Annotated in this window: 17 protein-coding genes; 12 read left to right on the forward strand and 5 right to left on the reverse strand. The window is 70.4% G+C overall.

What is annotated here, in order from left to right; genetic code table 11:
• The coding region (locus A6A40_RS32030; RefSeq protein WP_272483276.1) for a Clp protease N-terminal domain-containing protein at positions 1-554 on the reverse strand (554 nt) is incomplete at its 3' end.
• 242 nt (positions 555-796) lie between these two features.
• Here A6A40_RS32030 and A6A40_RS28035 point away from each other — a divergent pair.
• Entirely contained in the window at positions 797-1,711 is a 915-nt protein-coding gene (locus A6A40_RS28035; RefSeq protein WP_108549125.1) for a LysR family transcriptional regulator, read from the forward strand.
• 33 nt (positions 1,712-1,744) lie between these two features.
• Here A6A40_RS28035 and A6A40_RS28040 read toward each other — a convergent pair whose 3' ends face one another.
• A complete protein-coding gene (locus A6A40_RS28040; RefSeq protein WP_236784110.1) occupies positions 1,745-2,392 on the reverse strand; it encodes an OmpA family protein in 648 nt (215 codons plus the stop codon).
• Between the two features lie 192 nt (positions 2,393-2,584).
• Here A6A40_RS28040 and A6A40_RS28045 point away from each other — a divergent pair, with 192 nt between their 5' ends.
• From A6A40_RS28045 to A6A40_RS28065, 5 genes are all read left to right on the forward strand, one after another.
• Positions 2,585-2,935: a hypothetical protein gene (locus tag A6A40_RS28045; RefSeq protein ID WP_108549127.1), complete on the forward strand. Its 351-nt coding sequence runs from the start codon at positions 2,585-2,587 to the stop codon at positions 2,933-2,935.
• Positions 2,936-2,939: 4 nt separating this feature from the next.
• Positions 2,940-4,115: a Tle-like phospholipase domain-containing protein gene (locus tag A6A40_RS28050; protein ID WP_108549128.1), complete on the forward strand. Its 1,176-nt coding sequence runs from the start codon at positions 2,940-2,942 to the stop codon at positions 4,113-4,115.
• Positions 4,096-4,911, forward strand: a complete 816-nt coding sequence (locus A6A40_RS28055) for an ankyrin repeat domain-containing protein (RefSeq protein ID WP_236784111.1) — start codon at positions 4,096-4,098, stop codon at positions 4,909-4,911. The genes A6A40_RS28050 and A6A40_RS28055 overlap by 20 nt, the downstream gene beginning before the upstream one ends.
• A 136-nt stretch (positions 4,912-5,047) precedes the next feature.
• Positions 5,048-7,561 carry a cation:proton antiporter gene (locus A6A40_RS28060; protein ID WP_108549129.1) on the forward strand — a complete coding sequence of 838 codons (2,514 nt, stop codon included), beginning with the start codon at positions 5,048-5,050 and terminating at the stop codon, positions 7,559-7,561.
• A gap of 20 nt (positions 7,562-7,581) precedes the next feature.
• Positions 7,582-8,466: a DMT family transporter gene (locus tag A6A40_RS28065; RefSeq protein WP_108549130.1), complete on the forward strand. Its 885-nt coding sequence runs from the start codon at positions 7,582-7,584 to the stop codon at positions 8,464-8,466.
• Positions 8,467-8,545: 79 nt separating this feature from the next.
• Here the strand turns inward: A6A40_RS28065 and A6A40_RS28070 are convergent, their stop codons facing one another.
• Complete coding sequence (locus A6A40_RS28070; protein ID WP_108549131.1) at positions 8,546-9,457, reverse strand: MBL fold metallo-hydrolase; 912 nt, start codon at positions 9,455-9,457, stop codon at positions 8,546-8,548.
• 39 nt (positions 9,458-9,496) lie between these two features.
• Positions 9,497-10,141: a DsbA family protein gene (locus A6A40_RS28075; RefSeq protein WP_108549132.1), complete on the reverse strand. Its 645-nt coding sequence runs from the start codon at positions 10,139-10,141 to the stop codon at positions 9,497-9,499.
• Between the two features lie 145 nt (positions 10,142-10,286).
• On the opposite strand from A6A40_RS28075, the gene A6A40_RS28080 reads away from it, so the two are divergent.
• Together A6A40_RS28080 and A6A40_RS28085 are read left to right on the forward strand one after the other, a co-directional pair.
• Positions 10,287-11,201, forward strand: a complete 915-nt coding sequence (locus A6A40_RS28080) for a LysR family transcriptional regulator (RefSeq protein ID WP_108549133.1) — start codon at positions 10,287-10,289, stop codon at positions 11,199-11,201.
• Positions 11,202-11,323: 122 nt separating this feature from the next.
• Positions 11,324-12,961, forward strand: coding sequence for a GMC family oxidoreductase (locus tag A6A40_RS28085; protein WP_108549134.1), 1,638 nt, complete (start codon positions 11,324-11,326; stop codon positions 12,959-12,961).
• A gap of 40 nt (positions 12,962-13,001) precedes the next feature.
• On the opposite strand, the gene A6A40_RS28090 is transcribed toward A6A40_RS28085, so the two are convergent.
• Positions 13,002-14,579, reverse strand: coding sequence for a caspase family protein (locus A6A40_RS28090; RefSeq protein ID WP_236784112.1), 1,578 nt, complete (start codon positions 14,577-14,579; stop codon positions 13,002-13,004).
• Positions 14,580-14,882: 303 nt separating this feature from the next.
• On the opposite strand from A6A40_RS28090, the gene A6A40_RS28095 reads away from it, so the two are divergent.
• The 4 genes from A6A40_RS28095 to A6A40_RS28110 all read left to right on the forward strand — a co-directional run bounded on the left by A6A40_RS28095 (position 14,883) and on the right by A6A40_RS28110 (position 21,580).
• Positions 14,883-15,689 carry a YMGG-like glycine zipper-containing protein gene (locus A6A40_RS28095; RefSeq protein WP_108549136.1) on the forward strand — a complete coding sequence of 269 codons (807 nt, stop codon included), beginning with the start codon at positions 14,883-14,885 and terminating at the stop codon, positions 15,687-15,689.
• A 67-nt stretch (positions 15,690-15,756) separates the two neighbouring features.
• Positions 15,757-19,161, forward strand: a complete 3,405-nt coding sequence (locus A6A40_RS28100) for a caspase family protein (protein ID WP_108549137.1) — start codon at positions 15,757-15,759, stop codon at positions 19,159-19,161.
• 162 nt (positions 19,162-19,323) lie between these two features.
• Positions 19,324-20,703 (forward strand): type VI secretion system protein TssL, long form, encoded by a 1,380-nt coding sequence (tssL, locus tag A6A40_RS28105; protein WP_108549138.1) that lies wholly within the window; start codon positions 19,324-19,326, stop codon positions 20,701-20,703.
• Positions 20,704-20,767: 64 nt separating this feature from the next.
• Positions 20,768-21,580, forward strand: a complete 813-nt coding sequence (locus A6A40_RS28110) for a type VI secretion protein IcmF/TssM N-terminal domain-containing protein (protein ID WP_108549139.1) — start codon at positions 20,768-20,770, stop codon at positions 21,578-21,580.
• Positions 21,581-21,586: the final 6 nt, after the last annotated feature.

Here is a 21,586-nt window from a genome sequence, read left to right on the forward strand (position 1 = left end):
CCGATCACCGGGTCGAGCCGGCCCTGCCGCGCCTCTTCGGTCAGGTCGCGGGTGTAGCGGGCCAGCGCCTCGCCGGAGGTGGTTTCGGTTTCCGCGTCGGCGGGATGGTCCTTGCGCTGGGCATCGGCGGCGGCGGCCAATGCGTCGGCATCGACGCCGGCGCGGCGGAACAGGGCGCGCAGCGGGCCGCTCTGGCGGGCGAGGCTCTCCAGCAGCCGTTCGGCGGTGACGAAACGGTCGCCGCCGCTGCGCGCCGAGGCGACGGCGCCCTGCAGCACGGCGGCCAGCGCCGGCGACATGTAGAGCGGCTGCGGGCCTTCGTTGGCGCCGGGCTGGACCGGAGCGCGGGACAGCTGCTCCTCGGTCGCGGACTTCAGCAGGTCGGGATCGCCGCCGGTGTCGCGCACCAGACGCGCCGCCACGCCGCCCGCATCGTCGATCAGGGCCTTCAGCAGATGTTCGGGAAGAAGCTGTTGATGCCGCTCGGCAAGGGCGGCGATCTGCGCGGCCTGAATGACGCCACGCGCACGATCGGTGAATTGACCGAAGTCCATCCGGCACTCCGTTTCCATGGTCTCCCGCCCAGCCATCCGGCGCGGGACGGCGCCTCCGCGGTCCGCAAAATGCGCGACCGCACGGTGCCTGATGGGTAAATGGTTAACGGATTTGCGGCGATCAAGAGGGGGGCTTCCAAGCGGAAATCGCAGCAACGGTCAGAAACAGAAGCCATATTGACACGCGATCTCCAGCGCCGCTCTCATAGCGTCATGTTATCGAGGGCAGGGGGTCCGGCGGGATGGACGTGCGGCAGCTTCGCTATTTCCTCGGCATCGTCGAGCATGGCTCGATCTCCCGCGCGGCGGAGGCGCTGCGGGTGGCGCAGCCGGCGCTCAGCCTGCATCTGAAGCGGATGGAGGAGGATTTCGGCTGCCAGCTGGTCCTGCGCACGGCGCGCGGCGTGGTGCCGACGGAAAGCGGGCGGCGGCTGGCGCAGCGGGCGGCGGCGCTGATCGACTCGATGGACGGGTTGCGCGACGAGGTGCGCGCGGTGGAGGCGGTCCCCGCCGGTCCGGCCACGGTCGGCATCCCGACCTCGCTGGGGCCGGTGCTGACCGTGCCGCTGGCGCTGGCGGTGCGCCGGGCCCATCCGCAGATCCGGCTGCGGGTGGTGGAGGGGCTGTCCGGCCACATGCGGGAATGGGTGCTGTCGGGGCAGCTCGATCTGGCGCTGGTGTTCGGTGCCGAGGAGATGGGCGGGCTGGAGACGGAGCTGGTGGCGCGGGAAAGCCTGCATCTGGTCGGGCCGGCGGACGACCCGCTGCTGCGCGGACGCAAGTCGATCCCCTTCGCCGAGGCGCTGGCCCTGCCGTTGATCCTGCCCGGCCGCCCGCACGGCGTGCGCGAGGAGGTGGAGCACGCAGCATTGCTGGCCCGCGCCCGCGTCACCGTCGCCATGGAGATCGACGCGCTGGAGCAGATCAAGGCGCTGGTGGCGGAAGGCTGCGGCTATTCCGTGCTGTCGGAGCGGGTGGCGCGCTACGGCGCGGTGGCGGATCGCCTGACCGGGCTGCCCATCGTCGATCCGCAGATCGACCGGACCATCCTGCTCGCCCATGCCGCCGGCCGGCCGATGCCGGTCGCCGCCCGTGCCGCCCACGCCATCCTGCGCGATATCCTGGCCGGGCTGACGCGCGACGGCGGATGGCGTTAGGCCGCCATCACGCCGCCGCCGGCATTCCCGAGGTCAGGAGCCGAGATTGACGATCTCCACCCGGCGGTTGGCGTCGCTGGCCGGGTTGGCGGGGTCGAGCAGCTGCTGCGATCCGCGGCCGATCGCCACCAGCCGGTTGGGCGACACGCCGAAGCTCCGGGTCAGATACTCGCGGACCGAGGCGGCCCGCCGCTTCGACAAAGCGAGGTTGTAGTCGGGATTGCCGACGCCGTCGGTGTGGCCGGTCAGCTGGAAGCGGTAGGCGCTGAGTTCCGGGGAGGTCAGGGCGCGGCCCAGCTCATCCAGGATGCCGGCTGCCTTCGGCGTCAGCTCCGCCGAATTGAAGGCAAATTCCACCTGGAAGCTGATCCGGGGGGCGGCCGCCGGCTTCGCGGCAGCGGGTGGACGGGAGGCAGGTGGACGGACGGCGGTCGACGCTGCCGCCGCGACCGGAGCGGGGGCGGACACGGACGGGGAAGCCGGGGGGAGTGCGGCCGGTTCCGCAGCGCCGGCGGTGCCGAGGGAAAGGCCGCGGCCTCCGGCCGCCGGCGCCAGCGCCCGGATGAAGTCCTCCGACGTTGTGGGAGCAGCGGTTGGATCCGTGGCGGCTGCGACGCCGCCCAACGCCATCAGCAGCCCGAGCCCCGCCAATGCCGTCCGCAAAATCCTGACCGATCCCATCCTCGCGTCCCCCCTCTCCGATTCGGACAAAACAGGCGTCATACTAAACGACAGCGTGTCGCCGTTCCATGGCGGAACCGCATGGTTGTGCTCGGGCGAAGCAACTCAGCCTCACAAACCCGGAGTTGCCGCTTCTCTGTCGCTGAATGCACCTCTATCATACCCTGATTACGCAAACGATTGGGGTGCGCCGTGTTCGTTCTGTCGCAGGCCCAGATGGACCGGCTTGGGGAAGAGGATTTGATCCGGGCGGTGCACCGCTACCTCGCCGACCGTTTCCCGGACGCCGATCCGGTGCCTGCCGACCGGTTCCTCGCGTTCGGGCGCGAGCAGCTGGCGCGGGCCGAGGGCCATGGCCTGACCACGCGCTGGCAGGCCGCCTGCTACATCGTCGCCGCGGCGCTGGCCGGCGACCGCTTCGACGAGGACAGTCCGGCAGCGCGCGAGGTGCTGGCCGATCCGGCGATGACCGCCGACCGGAAAGCGGAATGGCTGACCGAGTGGGTCGACGCCATGATCGCCGCCCTGTCGCAGCGGGACTGACGCCATGGCGATCCTGTCCACGCTGGCCGACATGGCCGGAAGCGCCACGGCGAAGGCCAAGGCGACCTACCAGACCCTGCGCACCGGCGGCCGGATGGCGGCCGACACCGTCAAGGCCGGCCTGAAGGAGACCGGGGCGGCGGTGCTGGAGGGCGACTTCGGCGGAGCGGCCAAGCGCGGCGCCAAGGCCGCCGGCCAGACGCTGACCGACGATCTGGCGAATCATTTCCGCAAGAGCACCCCGGTCCCCGCCAGGAACCCGACCATCCCCTGTTCCCAGGCGGAGATCGACGCCAAGGCCAAGCGCGTCGCCGAACGGCAGGCGCTGATCGAGGAGGCGCGCGGGAAGAAGGTCCTGCCGGAGGTGACGGAACGTTTCGCCCGCGACAACAAGGCGGTGGAGCGCGCAAGGCTGGCCGCCGACGTCTACCACCACGAGAACGGTCGGGACTCGCCCAAGACCCCGCCGCCGGGCTGGACCCGGCTGAGCGACGATCCGGCGGAGCTGCGCAAATACGGCCTCGTCCCCAGCGACCTGAACCCCGGCACCGCCTCGGGCTTCCGGGCGGAGCTGTATGTGGCGGACCCCAAGGTGTTCGGGTCGCCGCCGCAGGTCGTCCTGGTGCCGAAGGGGACCACCTTCTCCGCCAAGGAGGACTGGGTCAACAACCTGCAGCAGGGCATCGGCCTGCGCTCCGACTATTACGAGCGGGCGATCCAGGCGGCGCAGAAGGTGAAGAGCAAGGTCGGGCCGCGGCTGGAGATGGCCGGCCATTCGCTGGGCGGCGGGCTGGCGACCGCCGGCGCCGTGGTGGCCGACGTGCCCTGCACCACCTTCAACACCGCCGGCCTGAAGGACGATACGGTCGCCGCCTTCGGCAAGTCGCGCGCCAACGGCGGCAAGGTCACCAACTATCAGGTCGCCGGCGAGGTGCTGACCACGGCGCAGAATGTGGTCGGACCGATGCCGACCAGCATCGGCAGGAATGTGCCGCTGGAGGCGGTGGACGAGCAGGGCAATGCCTTCCAGGGTGCCGCCGCGGGCAAGAAGGGCATGGAGTATGTCAAGGGCGTCGCCGCCGACTCCATCACCAAGCACGGCATGGCCTATCCGATCAACGCGCTGGAGAAACAGAAGCGCGCGGACGAGGGACAGCTGCGTGCCGCCCTGCATCGCTGAGGGTGCCGCCTCGCCCCCCAAGCCCGGCCTCAAGCCCGGCATTGCCTTTCTCCGCGCGCTGTTGATCCTGGTGGCGCTGGCCGCAGCAGGCTGGACGTCCCTTCCCACCCCATTCGCCGCGAGGACCGCCATGGCCGCTCTGCCGCCCGCCAGCCACTTCTTCCCCGATGCCGCCACGGCCCGGCTGGCCGACGCCGCCGGACGGGGCGATGCCGCCGCCGTGCGCCAGCTCGCCGCGGCGGGCGCCGACCCGAATGCGGGCGGAACGGAGGGGATGACGCCGCTGCTGTTCGCCATCGCCAGCAACAGCAAGGCCGGGGCCAAGGCCCTGCTGGAGGCCGGGGCCGACCCCAACCGCCGTGCCCGCGACGGGGAATCGGCGCTGACCATGGTGGCGTCGGGCACCGATGCCGACTGGCTTCGGCTGTTGCTCGCCTTCGGCGGCGATCCCAACGCCCGCAACGCCATCGGCGAGCCGGTGCTGGTCAATGCCGGCCTGCGCCGCAACGCCGACGCGGTCCGCATCCTGCTGGACTCCGGGGCCGACATCGAGGCGACCGACGAGAGCGGCAGCACGGTGACGCTGGTGCTGGCCCGCATGAACCAGTTCCATGTCGTGGCCTATCTGCTGGGCCGGAATGCCGACGCGCTGCACCGCTCGCCGGTGTCGGACGATGCCGCGGCCGACTACATCTTCCACGCCGTCCTCGATCCCTCCTCGCCGCTTGCGGACTGGCAGCAGCGCTGCCGGCAGTATCTGCAGTCGCGCGGGATCGCGGCGCCGCCGCCGCGCTGAGCATCCTGCCCCAACGCGACAAGGCGGCTCGCCGTCCGGGACCATTTTTGCCGCAGCACTCCGTGGTTCCCGGTCTTGCTCCCGCCACAGTGCGGCGATACCGTGCAGCCCACGCCGCAGCCGCCCCCGTGGGAACATGCACGACATCGTCATCCAAGTCCTCGGCGTTGCCGGGCTTCTCGCCCTCGTCAGCTTCCTGCCGCCGCTGGCCGCGCGCTTCCAGGTGCCCTACACGGTGCTGCTGGCGGGCGTCGGCGTGGCGCTGGGCGCGGTGATCCAGACCTTCGCCGGGCCGGGCAAGGACCCGTTCCACGATTTCCTGAATTCGCTGGCCGAGCTGGACGTCTCCTCCGACATCCTGCTGCATGTCTTCCTGCCGATCCTGCTGTTCGAAACGGCGTTGGCGGTGGATGTGCGGCGTCTGTTCGACGATCTGGGGCCGATCCTGCTGATGGCGGTGGTGGCGGTGTTCGTCTGCACCTTCGCCGTCGGCTATGCGGTCAGCCTGTTCACCTCGCTGGGGCTGGTCGCCTGCCTGCTGCTGGGCGCCATCGTCGCCTCCACCGATCCGGCGGCGGTCATCGGCATCTTCCGCGACCTCGGCGCGCCGCGGCGGCTGACCACGCTGGTCGAGGGCGAGAGCCTGCTGAACGACGCCGCCGCCATTGCGCTGTTCACCCTGCTGCTGGAGATGCTGACCCGCACCTCCCATGGCGGGGCGGGGGCGGCGGCGCTGGACTTCCTGCGCGACTTCGCCGGCGGCGTCGTCACCGGCTATGTCTGCGGCCGCATCGTCTGCATGCTGGTGGAGCCGATGCGCAACCAGCCGATGGCGGAGATCACGCTGACGGTGGCGCTGGCCTATCTGTCCTATGTGATCGCCGAGCATTATGTCGGCGCGTCCGGCGTGGTGGCGGTGGTGGCCTCGGCGCTGGTCATCGGATCGGTGGGCAAGACCCGCATCTCCCCCGCCACCTGGGGCGCCATGGAGCATGTCTGGCAGCAGCTGGGCTTCTGGGCCAACTCGATGATCTTCCTGCTGACCGCCATCCTGGTGCCGCGGCTGATGGCCGATGCCGGCTGGGCGGAGGTCGGGCTGGTCCTGGTGGTGGTCGCCGCCGCCTTCGCGGCGCGGGCGGTGGTGCTGTTCGGCCTGCTGCCGGTGCTGTCCTGGGCCGGTCTGGCGCAGAAGGTCAGCAATTCCTACAAGTCGGTGATGCTGTGGGGCGGCCTGCGCGGGGCGGTGTCGCTGACGCTGGCGCTGGCGGTGACCGAGAATTTCCGCGTGCCGGACCGTGTCCAGAGCTTCGTCGCGGTGATGGTCACCGGCTTCGTCTTCGTCACGCTGTTCGTCAACGGCACCACGCTGCGCTGGCTGATCCGCGTGCTGAAGCTGGACGAACTGACGCCGGTGGAGCGCGCCATGCGCAACCGGGCGCTGGCGCTGTCCACCGACAGCATCCGCGACCGCGTCGCCGCCGTCGCGCAGACCTACGAGGTCGACGGCGCGGTCAAGGACGTGATGATCTCCCGCTACGAGGAGAGGCTGAAGAAGATCGACCAGGACAGCCGGGACGAGGCGAAGCTGTCCAATGAGGACCGCATCACCATCGGTCTCGTCATTCTGGTGAATCGCGAGGAAGAGCTCTATTACGCCCACTTCTCCGAAGGGGTGGTGTCGCGCGCGGTGATGGAGATGCTGGCCGGGCGCAGCGGCCGGCTGCTGGACGCCGTCAAGGCCCAGGGCCGCAACGGCTACCGCGCCTTCGAGGAGCCCTTCATCGCCTTCTCGCCCTGGATGCGGGGGGCCAGCTGGCTGCAGCGCCGCTTCGGCATCCACCGCCCGTTGGCGCGGCGCCTGTCGATGCGGTTCGAGGTGCTGGTCGCCGTGCGCACCGTGCTGCGCGAACTGCTGGCCTTCACCCGCGACCGGCTGGCCCGCGTGCTGGGGCAGGAGGTGGCGTTCGAGCTGGAAGGCATGCTGGTCGGCCGGCTGGGCATCGTCGAGCAGGCGCTGTCTGCGCTGAAGCTGCAGTATCCCGACTATGCCGTGGTGCTGCAGAGCCGCTATGTCGGCCGCGCCGCCCTGCGGCTGGAGCATGCCGACTACCGGACCCTCTACGCCGAATCGATCATCAGCCAGGAGGTGTTGACCGACCTGGAGCGCGACCTGGAGCAGCGCCGCCGGGTGCTGGAACGGCTGCCGAAGCTGGACGTCCGCTTCGACGTGGCGGAGCTGGTGCGCCGGGTGCCGCTGTTCGCCGGCCTGCCGGCGGAGCGGGTGACGACCATCGCCACGCTGCTGCGGGCCCAGCTGGCCCTGCCGGGCGAGACCATCGTGCGCAAGGGCGACCGCGGCGACGCCATGTTCTTCATCGCGTCCGGCGCGGTCGAGGTGCTGGTGCCCAATCTGGCGGAACCGGTCAAGCTGGGCACCGGCGACTTCTTCGGCGAGATGGCGCTGCTGACCCGCCAGCGGCGCAATGCAGACGTGCGGGCCTTGGGCTATTGCCAATTGCTGGTGTTGGATGAGAAGGATTTCCGCCGGCTGGTGCAGAAGGACGCGGATCTGCGATCCCACATCCAGGCGGTCGCCGAGGCCCGCCGGCAGCCGACCCAGTCGTCCCCGGCCGTCCCGGCGGTGAGCTGACCGCAGGAAGGGAATTTTTCATGGGCGAGACCGCGACGGGCGGCGGCCAGACATGGCTGCGCCTGATGCCGGGTCTTTTCGTGCTGCTGTGGAGCACCGGCTTCATCGGGGCGAAATACGGGCTTCCCTATGTGGAGCCTCTGACCTTCCTGCTGATCCGGCTGGGGTTGGTGGCGTTGGTGCTGGCGCTGGTGGCGCTGGCCACCCGCGCGCCCTGGCCGAAGGACTGGCCGACCGCGGGGCGGATCGCGCTGGCCGGGCTGCTGGTGCACGGCGTCTATCTGAGCGGCATCTTCATCGCCATCGCGCACGGCCTGCCGGCGGGGGTCACGGCGTTGGTGGTCGGAATCCAGCCGCTGCTGACCGCCGCGCTGTCCGGCCCGCTGCTGGGCGAGCGGGTGAGCGGCCGGCAATGGGCCGGCCTGCTGCTGGGTCTTGCCGGCGTCGGGCTGGTGGTGCGGGAAAAGCTGTCCGTCGATGCGGCGCATCTGGTCCCGCTCTGCTATGCCCTCGTTGCGCTGGTCGGCATCACCCTGGGCACGCTCTACCAGAAGCGCCATGGCGGCGGCATGGACCTGCGCAGCGGAACCGCCATCCAGTATGGCGCGACCGCGCTCGCCCTGGCGGTTGCCGCCCCGCTGACCGAGACGATGCAGGTGCAGTGGACGGGGGAGTTCGTCTTCGCCCTGCTGTGGCTGTGCTTCGTCCTGTCGGTGGGCGCCATCTTCCTGCTGTTCGCCCTGATCCGCCGCGGGGCTGCGGCCAAGGTCGCCAGCCTGTTCTACCTGACCCCGCCGGTAACGGCGCTGATCGCCTGGATCCTGTTCGGCGAGAAGCTGGGCGTCGTGGCGCTGGCCGGGATGGCGGTGGCGGTCTGCGGCGTGGCGCTGGTCAACCGGAAGTGAGGGGGCGCCGTGACGGCGGGGGCGGGGGGCGGGGGAGGTCCGGCTTCCCGCCCCCGCCCCCGCCGTCACGGCCGCTCCGTCATCCCCACTTCATCTCACCGGTCGCCACCTTGGCGCCGATGTCGAGCGCGATGCCCATCCCGGCCTCGGGGTAGCGTCGCTTCATGGCGGCGATCAGGTCGGCGCTGGTCTTGGCCTTCGACAGTTCCTCCTCGAAGGCCAGCAGATAGGCCTTGGTGTAGGCGATGGCCGCCGGGTCGGTGCCGGCGCCCGGCGCGGCATGGCCGGCGACCACCAGGGCGGGGTTCCGCGCCGCCATGGCGTCCAGGGTGCGGATCCAGGCGGCCCGCGCTTCGGCGGTCGGGGTGTCGGCGGTCCAGACATGAAGGCCGGAGAAGACCATCACCCCGCCGACGATGGCGCCCAGCGACGGAACCCACAGGTAGCGTCGGTTGGCCAGCCCCTGCGCATCGACGATCTCGATGGACTGGCCCTCCAGCGTCAGCGAGGGGCCGTCGAACGGCTCCGGCATCGCCACGTCGGCCAGGGTCTGCGGACCGTTCTCCTTCAGCTTCGGCCCCCAGACCGCCAGCTTCTTCTCGACATTGCCCTTGATGGCCTCGACGGTCGCGGTTGCGGCGACGACGCGGGCGGTGGGGAAGGCGGCCCTGACCGGACCCAGGCCGAAATAATAGTCGGGGTCGCTCTGGCTGACATAGATGGCGGTCAGCGTCCGGCCGCTCGCCCGGATCGCCTCGGCCAGCGCCTTGCCGTCGGACAGGGTGAAGCCGCCATCGATCAGGATCGCCTCCCGGTTGCCCGACAGCAGGACCGGCGTCCGGAAGAAGCCGGCCTCGCCCGCGGGAAAGTGACGCCAGGACAGCGGAGCGCCAGCGGCGGCGAAAGCGGATGCGGAGGGGAGAAGGGTCGCGGCACCGCCCAGGGCCAGGGCGTGCATCGTGGTGGCAAGGATGTCCCTGCGGGTGATCATCGTCGGTGTCCTTCGGGTTTGGCGGTTGAAATCGGGCGCTTACTGGGCCTGCAGCAGCGCCGCCAGCCGGCCGGGTTTGGAGAAGAGGATTTCGGAATCGAGCTTCCGGCGGTGCGTGCCGTCGTCATACAGCAGGTTCGGCACCCCGTTGGCGCGATGGGCGGCCATCAGCTGCCGGCCGCGCTCCACCCGCAGGGCGTCGAAGACCGTCAGATCCTCCGACCCTTCGGTGAGCAGGGCGGCTGCCGTGTCGAGGCCAAGCCCGGCCAGGATGTCGGCCAGCGTCTCGACCGCCGTGATGTCCCGGCCACCGACATAGCGGGCGGACTGGATGGCGGCCAGCGCCGGAAATTCCCGGTCGGGCGCGGTCATCGCCACCGCGGCGAGGGCGAGCGTCGCCGGTCCGCTGTCGAGCCGGCGCTGCCGGTCGGCGAGGACTTGGCTGCGGTACAGCTCGCTGAAAGGCTGGCCGGTCAGGGCCTGGATGCGCTGGTCGTTCGCCCAGGCATAGGCGGCGAAGCCGTCGTCCATCGGCCGGGCTCCGGCTCCCGAAAACAGCCCGACCGGCAGCAGTTCCAGCGCAAGGTCGGCGACCGCCGCAAGCGAGGCAACGGCGGGCGAGGCGCCGTAGCACCAGCCGCACAGCGGGTCGAACAGATAGGTGACGGTTCTGGTCCGGGTCATGATGGGGTCCGGGGCATGGTTGGCCGGCCTGACCGAGGCCGATGGGGTGAGCCGACCCTATCCGGCGGCGATTGTGCTGTATAGCCGGCATGAAATGGACATATCGTATGCCAATAACTGACAATTGAAGCCGGCAGGACGGGCCATGAGCGACCCCAGGCACCTGAACCGCATCGCCTATTTTGCGGCGGTGGCCGAAACCGGATCCTTCACCGCGGCGGCGGAACGGCTGGGGATCACCAAGGCGGTGGTCAGCCAGCAGGTCGCCCGGCTTGAGGAGGAGGTCGGCGCCACCCTGCTGGTCCGCACCACCCGCAAGGTCCGTCCGACGGAGGCCGGCATGGCGTTCCATCGGCGCTGCGTGGTGATCCTGCGCGAAGCCGACGATGCCTTCGCCGAACTGGCGGAGAGCGCGGCGGCGCCATCCGGTCTGCTGCGGCTGACGGCGCCGTTCGACTACGGCGTTTCGGTGGTGGTGCCAGCCATTGCCGCCTTCACCGCCGCCCATCCGGCCTGCCGGGCCGAGATGGCCCTGTCCGACCAGTCGCTGGACCTGCTCACCGGCAATTTCGATCTGGCGATCCGCGTCGGCTGGCTGACCGACACCAGCCTGCAGGCCCGCCAGTTCGGCAGTTTCCGGCAACTGCTGGTCGGCACGCCCGAAATGGCCGGGCGGTTGGGCAATCGCGTCGGGCCGGACGCCGTCGCCGCGGTGCCCTTCATCGCCAACACGGCGCTGCGCGATCCGTTGAACTGGCAGTTCGCGTCCGCCGCGGGCGAGCGGCGCGGGGTGACGCTGCGGGCATCCATCGCGCTCGACGCCACCTTCGCCGTGCGCGAGGCGGTGCGCGCCGGAGCCGGCCTGTCCGTCCTGCCGGATTATTGCGTGTCCGATGACCTCGCCACCGGCCGGTTGCTCCATGTGCTACCCGACTGGAGTCTTCCGTCGGGCGGCATCCATGCGGTCTTTCCGACTGCCCGATTCCGCCCGACCAAGGTGCGGGCCTTCGTCGATCTGCTGACCGGACGGGAGCGTCAGCGGCGCCGGGCGGCGGATTGACCGGGCGAGGCGGCGATTTTCGCGGCAGGCTGCGGGCTGCGGCGAAATTTCGCTGGATCGTTCGCCCGGTCAGCAATTTAATATGTCTGACAAATCGATAAATCCCCTCGGGAGGGAAGCGGATGGCGGACGTGCTGGATTTCGGCAGCTTCGACTACATCATCGCCGGCGGCGGTACGGCCGGCTGCGTGCTGGCCAACCGGCTGTCGGCCGATCCGGACGTCTCTGTCCTGCTGCTGGAGGCGGGCGGCAAGGACAATTGGGTGTGGCTGCACATCCCCGCCGGCTACCTGTTCTGCATCGGCAACCCGCGCACCGACTGGTGCTTCAAGACGGAGGCCGAGGCCGGGCTGAACGGGCGCAGCATCCACTATGCCCGCGGCAAGGTGCTGGGCGGCTGTTCGTCGATCAACGGCATGATCGCCATGCGCGGACAGGCGCGCGATTACGACGAATGGGCGGCCATCACCGGGGATTCCCGCTGGAGTTGGAAGGAGGTTCTGCCGGTCTTCAAGGGCAGCGAGGATTACTGGCGCGGCGCCGACGAGATGCATGGCAGCGGCGGCGAATGGCGGGTGGAACGGCAGCGGCTGCGCTGGGACCTGCTGGACCGCTTTGCCGAGGCGGCGCAGCAGGCCGGCATCCCGCGCAACGACGATTTCAACCGCGGCGACAATTTCGGCGTCGGCAGCTTCGAGGTGAACCAGAAGGGCGGCATCCGCTGGAGCGCGGCCAAGGCCTTCCTGCGCCCGGCGCTCGACCGGCCGAACCTGAAGCTCGCCATCGAGGCGGCCATCGACAAGCTGGAGATCGCCGACGGCCGCGTCACCGGCGTGCGCTTCACCGTCAAGGGGGAGGCGGCGCGGGCGACTTCCAGGATCGAGACGGTGCTGGCCGCAGGCTCCATCGGCAGCCCGGCGATCCTCCAGCGCTCCGGCATCGGCCCGGCGGAGCATCTGAAGACGCTCGGGATTCCGGTGGTGCTGGACGCGCCCGACGTCGGCGCCAACCTGCAGGACCATCTGCAGCTGCGCATGATCTACAAGGTCGATGGGGTGCTGACGCTGAACAAGCGGGCCGGCAGCCTGTTCGGCAAGGCGATGATGGGGCTGGAATATGCCCTGTTCCGCAAGGGACCGCTGACCATGGCGCCGAGCCAGCTCGGCGTCTTCGCCAAATCCTCGGCGGAGATGGAGACGGCCGACCTGGAATACCATGTGCAGCCGCTGTCGCTGGAGAAGTTCGGCGATCCGCTGCACGGCTTCCCGGCCTTCACCGCCAGCGTCTGCGACCTGCGCCCGGCCTCGCGCGGCTGGACGCGGATCACCGCCGCCGACCATCGCGAGAATCCGGCCATCGCGCCTTGCTACCTGTCCGACCCGGCCGACCGGGCGAAGGCGGCGAAGGCGCTGGCGCTGACCCGCCGCATCGTCGCGCAGCCGGCGCTCGCCCCCTATCATCCGCAGGAATACAAGCCGGGGCCCAGCTTCCAGACGGAAGAGGAGCTGGCGCGCGCCGCGGGCGACATCGGCACCACCATCTTCCATCCCGTCGGCACCTGCCGGATGGGCGGCAAGGACGACGCCACCGCCGTCACCGATGCCGAGATGCGGGTGCGGGGCTTGCGCGGGTTGCGGGTGATCGACGCGTCGGTGATGCCGACGCTGACCTCGGGCAACACCAACACGCCGACCGTCATGATCGCCGAACGCGGCGCCGCCCTGATGCGGGCGGACCGCCGCGCGGCGTTGCGGGGGTAGGAATGCACGCCCTCCTCCGGCGGGAGAGAGGGCGATCCAGTCACCGCCCCGTGCTGTAGACGCCGTGGATGCCGAACTCCACCGGCTGGCCGGTCAGGTGGCGGGTCAGCAGGGTGGCGACCTCGGCGGCGGCGGGCTTGCCGTCGAGCGCGGCAAGGTCCCGCTGCAGCGCCGCCATCGGCTTGGGCGAGGCGATGGCGAGGAAATGGTCGGCGCCGAAGGGCGGCTCCACCGTCAGCGCCAGCCGGTAGGGTCCGCCCTTCGGGATCTGCGCCGGGTCGCTGCGCTCGGCCAGCGGATAGAGGTAGTTGACCGTCCCGTCGGCGGCGAGATTGATCAGGGTGAAATAGGTCCCGCTGTTGCCGCGGATGTCGAGCGAGACCGTCTCGCCCTGGCGGTAGTTGCGGTCGCCCGGCTCCAGCGCCAGCGCCAGCGAGCGGTCCTGCGCCGCCGCCTTCACCCGCACCACCAGCGACCATTTGTCGATCACACCCTGCACCCGCCGCCGGGTTTCCGGCGCCATCGGGTCGCCGGCGATGCTGGCCAGCACGTCGCCCATCGAGCTGACCACCTCGCCGCTGGCGCTGTCCCAGACCAGGGCGGGATCGTCCTTGCCGGCCGGCTCGATGCCGGAAAGACCGGCGCTCAGCGTCTTCACCGCCGCCGGTTTGCCCAGGATGCGCAGCGGGATCGGGCCCGCCGCCGGCAGCAGGGACGGCGGCTTCGGCCTGGAGGCGACCGGGTCGATCAGCGGAATCTCGCCGCGGCCGCGCGGTTGGACCTGGGGATGCTGCTTGCCCTCCAGCGCCATGCGGACGGCGCCGCGGATGTGCGATTCCAGCTCCCCCTTGGTGACGATGCCGTCGCCGTCGCGGTCGGCCTGTCCGCGCAGCGCGTTGGCGAAGGCCCAGCTCAGCGCCCCGCGCGGCTTGCGGTCGATCATCACCTCCGGCGCCAGCTCATGCTCGGCGACGGCGGCGAAGAAGGTGACGTGCGGCTGGTCGTCCGCCTCCGCTTGCAGGGCGGCGCGGGTGGGCGGGGGCAGGGCGTCCTCCTCGATGCGGTCGACCGGCGCGCCGTCGATCTTGGCGGCCCGCGTGCCCAGCATGCCGGCGCGGTCGTCGAAGCCGCGGGTCATCGTGCCGGAATGGCAGGAATCGGAGACGAAGATCACCCGCCGCGGGGCGGCTTCCTTCAGCAGCACGGCGATCTCGTCGTCGGTCAGACGCTGGGCGGTGCCTGGACCGCGCGGGGCGAAGTCCGCCAGCACCAGGAACTCGTCCATGCCGTCGACCTCGCTGCCGGGAACACGCTCCGGTTGCTGCGCGCCATGGCCGGCGAAGGTCAGCACCAGGGTCGAGTCGGGAGAGGTCTCGGCGATCAGCTCCCGCCAGGCGGCGATGATCCGGCTGCGCTCCGCCTCGCCGTCGATGAACAGGCGCAGCTTCTTGACGCCCAGCCCCTTGAGCGCGGCGCTGATGTCGCGCGCATCGTTGACGGCGCCCTGCAGCGGATTGATCCGCGTGTAGCGGTCGATCCCGATCACCAGCGCCGCGATCTCCGCCCGCGCCGGGTTCGCCGCCGTTACGGCCGTCCCGGCGGCAAGGCCGGCAGTCATCCCGGCCAGAATCCTCGCCGCCATCCGGCGTCGCACTCTTCCGAACATCATATCCCCCTGAATCCGAAGATCATACATTTCCCGGGAAGCCGTGCCTCAAAGGTTACAGGCCGCAAAATTGCTTAAAAGGCCGCACGAATTGGTAGTAATGCCCTCTTCCGTTACAGTTGTTGCTGTGGCAGCGTTGCGGCGGGTCCTGATCGGCGGCGGGGTGCGCCCACTGTGGGGGTGGTGCGGACGTCCCGGAGTTCTGGAACCGATCGAAATATGTCTTGAACAGAAAAGCAAACGGGAATCCAGGTCATGCGAAGCAACCGTGCCAAGGCAAGTCTCGTCTCGCTCACCATCGTCGCCATGGCGCTCAGCGGCTGCGTGACCACGCAGACCGACCGCATCGGCGCCAACGATGGCAGCGACGCCTGCTATCAGTACCGCGTCGCGCTCGATTCGACCGGCAACTACTATGCCGAGGACATGCTGAAGGGCGCCGCAATCGGCGCCGGCGTGGGCGCGCTGACCGGTGCGCTGGCCGGCGGCAACATGAAGAGCGCGCTGATCGGCGCCGCCGCCGGTGCGGCGCTGGGCACGCTGGGCGGCTACTGGAACTCCAAGATGCAGCAGGGCCGCGATCAGGCGATCCTGGGCGTGATGACCGACCTGGACACCGAGAACCAGAACCTGAACCGCACCCAGGTGGCGATGGACCAGCTGGTGAACTGCCGCCGCGCCGAGATCGCGCGGGTCAAGGCCGACTACAAGGCCAAGCGCATCGGCAAGCCGGAGGCCGAGCAGCGCCTGGCCCTGATCCGCGGCCAGCTGGACAAGGATTACGCCATCGCCAGCAGCATCAACCAGAACATCGTCAAGCGCCGCGACGAGTATCTGGTCGCCGCCGACAACATCGAGCCGGGCTCGGCCGAGAAGATCCGCACCAAGACCGCGGTCAAGCCCCAGACCAAGAAGAAGCCGGCGAAGCAGACCGCTTCCACCCCGGCCTCCCAGGTGGTCGAGCGCACCAACACCGCCTTCGAGACGTCGGAGCGCATCAACTCCACCACCAGCAGCATCCAGCAGATCGCCCAGAAGGAAGCGACGCTGGACGCCGTCTGATCGGCGCGGACCTGACCGGCGGCGGCTTTTTGCGGAGAACCCGCAGGACTGCCGCCGGACGACACCAGTGCAAGCGGAACGGATGATGGCCGGCTGTCTCTCTCGCCTCAACGCGCGCCTGCGGCGCGGCGCTCTTTCCGTCGTCCTGCTGGGCGTACTCCTCTGCGGTGCGGCGGTGGCGTTCGCTGCCCGGCCGGTGCTGGCGGGCGACGCGTCCACGGGGGCGTTCCTGCGGATCGAGACCGGCGGCCACACCGCCCGCGTCAACCGGCTGGCCAGCGACGCGCAGGGCCGGCTGATCGCCACCGTCTCCAACGACAAATCCCTGCGCCTGTGGGCGCGTGACGGCGGGGAGCCGCTGGGCGTCCTGCGCGTGCCGATGGAGGCGGGGGACGAGGGCGCGCTCTATGCCGTGGCCCTGTCGGCCGACGGGTCGCTGGCGGTCGCCGCCGGCAACACCGGGTCGAGTTGGGGCGACGGCGTCACGCTCTACCTGTTCGACGTCAAGGCGCAGCGGCTGAAGGCCAGGCTTGCGGGACAGCCGCAGGTGCTGAACGACCTTGCCTTCTCGCCCGACGGGCGCTTCGTCGCCGGGGCCTTCGGCGGCACCGCCGGCATCCGCGTGTGGGACAGCGCCAGCTTCAAGCTGGTCGCGGAGGACAGCGCCTATGAGGCGCGGGTGTCGGCGCTGGCCTTCGCACCCGACGGGCGACTCGCCACCGCGTCCTTCGACGGCAATGTCCGCCTCTATGACGCCGCCTTCAAGCCGAAGGCCAAGCGCAAGCCGGGCAAGGGCATGCCCTATTCCGTCGCCTTCTCGCCGGACGGGACGCTGCTGGCGGTCGGCTATGCCGATCAGGCGCAGGTCGACGTTCTGGCCGCCGCCGACCTGAAGACCCGCCATACGGCCAAGGCCGCCGGCGTCACCGGCGGCAGCTTCGCCGCGGTCGCCTGGGACGGCACGGCGCTGGTCGCTGCCGGCACCGCCACGGTGGACGGCAAGCGCAACGTGGTGCGGCGCTGGGCCGATGCCGGCAAGGGAAGCTACACCGACACGCCCGCAGCGCGCGATTCCGTGACCCATCTGCTGGCCCTGCCGGGCGGCGGGGTCGCCTTCGCCGCCGCCGATCCGGGATGGGGCGTGATCGACCCGGCCGGCCGGATGCAGTTCGCCCGCATGGGCGACGTCGCCGACTATCGCGACATCCATCTCGGCCGCTTCGGCCTGTCCGACGACGGGCTGGTGCTGGAATTCGGCATGGAGCAGGGCGGCGGGCGGCCGATGCGCTTCGACGTGCTGGCCCGCAGCCTGACTCCGGCGCCGGACGCACAGCCCGGCCTCGCCCGGCCGGTGGCGGAAGGTCCCGGTATCGGGGTCTCCGATTGGCGCAACACCCGCAACCCCAAGGTCAACGGCCAGCCGGTGAAGCTGGACAGCGGCGAATGGGCGCGCAGCGTCACCGTCCTGGGCAAGCAGCGCCGTATCCTGCTGGGCGGCGAGTTCAGCCTGCGCCTGCTCGATTCCGCCGGGGCGGAACTTGCCCGTGCCGAGGTTCCGGCCGCGGTGTGGGGCGTCGTCGCGTCGGCCGACGGGAGCGTCGCGGTGGCGGCGCTGGGCGACGGCACGCTGCGCTGGTACGCTCTGTCCGGCGGATCCCGTCCGCTGGAGGAGCTGGCGGCGCTGTTTCCGCACCGCGACGGCCGCCGCTGGGTCCTGTGGACGCCGGAGGCCTTCTTCGACCATTCCGAAAGCGGCGGCGAGACCCTGGTCGGCTTCCACCTGAACGATCCCAAGAAGAAGGGGCTCCAGTGGGTCGAGTTCAAGCAGGTCTACCGCGTGTTCAACGCCCCGGAACTGGTGCGCGCCAAGCTGCAGCAGACCGGTCAGGCCGAGATCGCCGCGCGGCTGTCGGCCATCGGCGACATCCGCCGGCTGACCCAGAGCCGGCCGCAGGTGACGCTGCTCGACTATTGCACCGTTCCGGCCGGAAGCCGCGGGCTGGCGCTCGGCACCGGCGCCACGGAGCCGGCGGCTCCCGCCCCGTCGACGCCGGCCGCCGTCACGGTTCCCACCAGCGCCGAAACCTGCCATCCGCTCGACATGACGCCGGTCAGCCGTGCCTTCGCCCGCGCCAAGGAACCGGCGCCGGCCGTCCAGGCGGCTGCACCCTCTGCGCCATCCCCTGCGCCATCCCCTGCGCCATCCCCTGCGGCCTCCGCCAAGCCGGTGCCGCAGACGTCGGAGCTGGAGGTCGCGGCGGAACAGCCGCGCCTGTCGGTCACGCTGCCGGAAGGCATCGGCGCGGTGCGGCTGCGCTACCGTCTGGCCGACACCGGCGGCGGCATCGGGTCGGTCGACCTGTTCCTCAATGGGCGCAACGTCAGCGGCCAGGACAAGTCCCGCGCCTTCGCCCGCGCCAAGGAACCTGCGGCCGCCGCGCAGCCGGCCATTCCGGCTCCGGCTGCGGCCGATGCGCCGAAAGACGCCGGCAAGGAGCTGCTTCCGCCGCCGGAGGAGCGCGTCAGCACCGTCCGCCTCGACCCCGGCAGCAACCGGTTGCAGATCCGTGCCTACAACGGCAGCGACGCGATCTATGAGCGGTCGCCGCTGGTCGATTTCGTGCTGCCCAAGCCGGCGGCGACGGCCGACGCGCCACCGGCTGGCGCCAAGACCGAGCGTGCCGCTCCAGCCAAGCCACGTCTGCTCACCTTCGTCGTCGGCATCGACAAGTATAGACCGGAGGGCACGCAGCTGCGCTTCGCCCGCGCCGATGCCTCGTCCTTCGCCGAGACGCTGAACGGCCGGGTTCCCGCCGGCTACGACCGGGAGCAGTCGCTGGCGCTGTCGAAGGCGCTCTATGACGAGGAGGCGAGCCGCGACGCCGTCATCGCCGGGCTGGAGGAACTCGCCGCAAATGCGCGGGAGGAGGACACCGTCGTCCTCTATCTGGCCGGCCATGGCGTGATCGTGCCCTCGCCGAAGGACCCGTCGGTCAAGCTCTACCACTTCATCACCCAGAACGTGACCGCCGCCACGCCGCAGGCGATCGGCGAGCAGGGCCTGTCGGAGAAGGAGCTGAACCGGCTGGTCAGCGCCATTTCCGCCCGCAACGTGCTGGTGATGCTCGACACCTGCCATTCGGGGGCGGTGTCGGCGGGCACGGTCGACAAGCTGTACCAGGACATGGGGCAGCGCTACCTGCTGGCCGCATCGTCGGAGCAGGAGGAGGCGCTGGACAGCTATGACGGCCGCAACGGCATCTTCGCCCATGCGGTGCTGGAGGGGCTGAAGGGCAAGGCCCTGCTGCCGGGGGACGAGGCGATCTACAACCTCACGCTCGGCCAGTATGTGAACCGTGCGGTGCCGCGTCTGGCGCGTGAGAAGAAGTGGAGCCAGTCCGCAATCTTCAAGACCGGCGGCAATGAGCTGAACCCCTTCCCGCTGGCGGCGCCGCAGCCGGCCCAACCCTGATGGGGCGCCCCGGACGGGGATGCGCGGAGGTACGGCAAATCGCCGCGCATCCCCCGGATTCGCCCGCCAGAAATGGCTAGATAATGGTCGGTTAGTTCGTTCACAGTGTTCACGGAAGTGGGGCTGGACCGCTTTCGTGGCGGCACGGGGATTGGGGTGGACATGCAAGGCGGCGATCAGTTTGGCGGCATGCCCGGACCGGAGACGGAACGCACTGTGCTGATGCCGACGCCGGGAGGCCGGCGCGCATCCGGCGCTTCCGACGGGGAGCCAGCCGCTGCGGCGCGGGTGGAGGCCGTCGGCCTGCCGGGGCCGGCGCTGGCCGGCATCTTCGCCGCCCGTTCGCCGCTTGCCGCCGCCGCGTCGCCGGTGCTGCTGCTGGCGGCGCGGCTGAACGACGTGACCGGTGTGCCGGACCTGGAATCGCTGCGCCAGCGCGTGATCTCGGCCCTGCGCGACTTCCAGCATTGGGTGACCAAGTCCGGCATGGACGCCTGGACCCAGGCGACCGCCCACTATGCGCTCTGCGCCCTGATCGATGATATCGTGCTGAACTCGCAATGGGGCAGCCAGAGTTCCTGGACGCGCCAGAACGTCACCAGCATGTTCCACAACAACGTCGTCGGCGGCGACCAGTTCTATGAGCGGCTCGCCACCGCCCGGCAGGATCCGGGCAAATACGGCGACCTGCTGGAGCTGATGTATCTCTGCCTGTCGCTGGGCTTCCGCGGCCGTTACCGGGTCGCCGGCCGGCAGGACAGCGAGCATGCCCGCATCCGTGAGGATGTCTACAATATCCTGGTCAAGCATCGCGGCTATGCCGACCGCATCCTCTGCCCGAACGCGGCGGCGCTGGCGATGGACTACCGGCCGCCGCGCAGTTCGCTGCCGGTCTGGGTGGCCGGGGCCGGCACGGCGCTGTTCCTGCTGCTGCTGTTCCTGGCCCTGAGCTTCCTGCTGAACGGCGCGTCGGACCGGCTGTTCGCCGGCATGCGCGGCCTGCCGCCGCATGGCGGCGTGGTGATCGAGACCCCGGCTCCGGTCAAGCTGGCGGAAGCCGCCCCGCCGCCGGAGATCGCCCCGCCCCCCCCGCCGCAGACCACCCAGGTCCAGCGCGTGCGCAAGTTCCTGGAGCCGGAGATCGCCGAAGGGCTGGTCGAGGTGACGGAGGACGCGCTGTCCATCACCGTGCGCATGCGCGGCAACAACCTGTTCGCCAGCGGCAGCGCCAGCCTGAACGACAAGGTGCGGGCGTCGGTTCTGCGTGTCGGCCGCGCCGTGGCGGAGGAGCCGGGCGCGGTGCTGATCACCGGCCACACCGACAATGTGCCGATGACCGGCGGCGGGCGGCTGCGCTTCCCGTCCAACTGGCACCTGTCGAAGGCCCGCGCCGAGTCGGTGATGGCGGAATTCGCCCCGCTCTTCGCCGACAAGTCCCGCCTGAAGGCGGAGGGCAAGGCCGAAACCGAACCGGTGGCGTCCAACGACACGCCCGAGGGGCGGGCGGCGAACCGCCGGATCGACATCATCCTCAGGAAGTGAGCGGAGCCGTCCCCGACGGGGGCGGTGCCAGCGGCCGGAAAAGATCAGGGACAGGGGTATCGGAATGAGTCGGCTGACCGCCATCTTGCTCTCCCGCGCAGTGCTGGGCTTCATCGGGGCGGCCATCGCGGCGGCGCTGATCGCGCTGCTGGCGCCGTTGGCCGGGCTGGAGATGCCCTGGCTGGCCGTGGCCGCCGCCGTGCCCTTCCCAATCCTGGCCGTCGTGCTGATCCTGCTGAAACGCCGCGACGCCAAGGCCGAGGAGCGGATGACGGAGGAGCTGACCGGCGGAAGCGACGCTGCCCGCATGGCGGCGATGGACCAGGCCGACGAGGTCGCCGGCCTGCGCAAGACCTTCGCGGACTCGCTGGCCCTGCTGAAGGCCGGGCGCAAGCAGCGCGGGCTGGGCGATGGCTATCTCTATTCCACCCCCTGGTACGTCATCATCGGCCCGCCCGGTGCGGGCAAGACCACGGCGCTGCTGAAGAGCGGCCTGAACTTTCCGCTGGCCGAGCAGACCGGAGCCAAGCCGCTGAAGGGCGTCGGCGGCACCCGGCAATGCGACTGGTGGTTCGCCGACGAGGCGATCTTCCTCGACACCGCCGGGCGCTACACCACCCAGGACAGCCACGAGGCGGTCGACCAGACCGGCTGGGGCGCCTTCCTGAAGCTGCTGAAGGACGCGCGGTCGCGCCAGCCGATCAACGGCGTGCTGGTGGCGATGGCGGTTCCCGACCTCGCCGCCGCCGGGCCGGAGGAGCGGGCGCAGCATGCCGCCGCCATCCGCCGCCGCCTGCGCGAGCTTTACGAGACGTTGAAGGTCAAGGCGCCGGTCTATCTGCTGCTGACCAAGGCCGACCTGATCGCGAGGGGCTGAAGGGCA

This window comes from Azospirillum humicireducens (assembly GCF_001639105.2).
Lineage (GTDB): Bacteria > Pseudomonadota > Alphaproteobacteria > Azospirillales > Azospirillaceae > Azospirillum > Azospirillum humicireducens.

Excerpts from the sequence above, each read along its gene's own strand:
- A6A40_RS28095 (WP_108549136.1), top strand. The coding sequence starts at position 14,883 with ATGCGAAGCAACCGTGCCAAGGCAAGTCTCGTCTCGCTCACCATCGTC.
- A6A40_RS28110 (WP_108549139.1), top strand. The coding sequence starts at position 20,768 with ATGAGTCGGCTGACCGCCATCTTGCTCTCCCGCGCAGTGCTGGGCTTC.
- A6A40_RS28090 (WP_236784112.1), bottom strand. The coding sequence starts at position 14,579 with ATGACTGCCGGCCTTGCCGCCGGGACGGCCGTAACGGCGGCGAACCCG.
- A6A40_RS28070 (WP_108549131.1), bottom strand. The coding sequence starts at position 9,457 with ATGATCACCCGCAGGGACATCCTTGCCACCACGATGCACGCCCTGGCC.
- A6A40_RS28050 (WP_108549128.1), top strand. The coding sequence starts at position 2,940 with ATGGCGATCCTGTCCACGCTGGCCGACATGGCCGGAAGCGCCACGGCG.
- A6A40_RS28065 (WP_108549130.1), top strand. The coding sequence starts at position 7,582 with ATGGGCGAGACCGCGACGGGCGGCGGCCAGACATGGCTGCGCCTGATG.
- tssL (WP_108549138.1), top strand. The coding sequence starts at position 19,324 with ATGCAAGGCGGCGATCAGTTTGGCGGCATGCCCGGACCGGAGACGGAA.
- A6A40_RS28060 (WP_108549129.1), top strand. The coding sequence starts at position 5,048 with ATGCACGACATCGTCATCCAAGTCCTCGGCGTTGCCGGGCTTCTCGCC.
- A6A40_RS28035 (WP_108549125.1), top strand. The coding sequence starts at position 797 with ATGGACGTGCGGCAGCTTCGCTATTTCCTCGGCATCGTCGAGCATGGC.
- A6A40_RS28075 (WP_108549132.1), bottom strand. The coding sequence starts at position 10,141 with ATGACCCGGACCAGAACCGTCACCTATCTGTTCGACCCGCTGTGCGGC.
- A6A40_RS28085 (WP_108549134.1), top strand. The coding sequence starts at position 11,324 with ATGGCGGACGTGCTGGATTTCGGCAGCTTCGACTACATCATCGCCGGC.
- A6A40_RS28040 (WP_236784110.1), bottom strand. The coding sequence starts at position 2,392 with ATGGGATCGGTCAGGATTTTGCGGACGGCATTGGCGGGGCTCGGGCTG.
- A6A40_RS28080 (WP_108549133.1), top strand. The coding sequence starts at position 10,287 with ATGAGCGACCCCAGGCACCTGAACCGCATCGCCTATTTTGCGGCGGTG.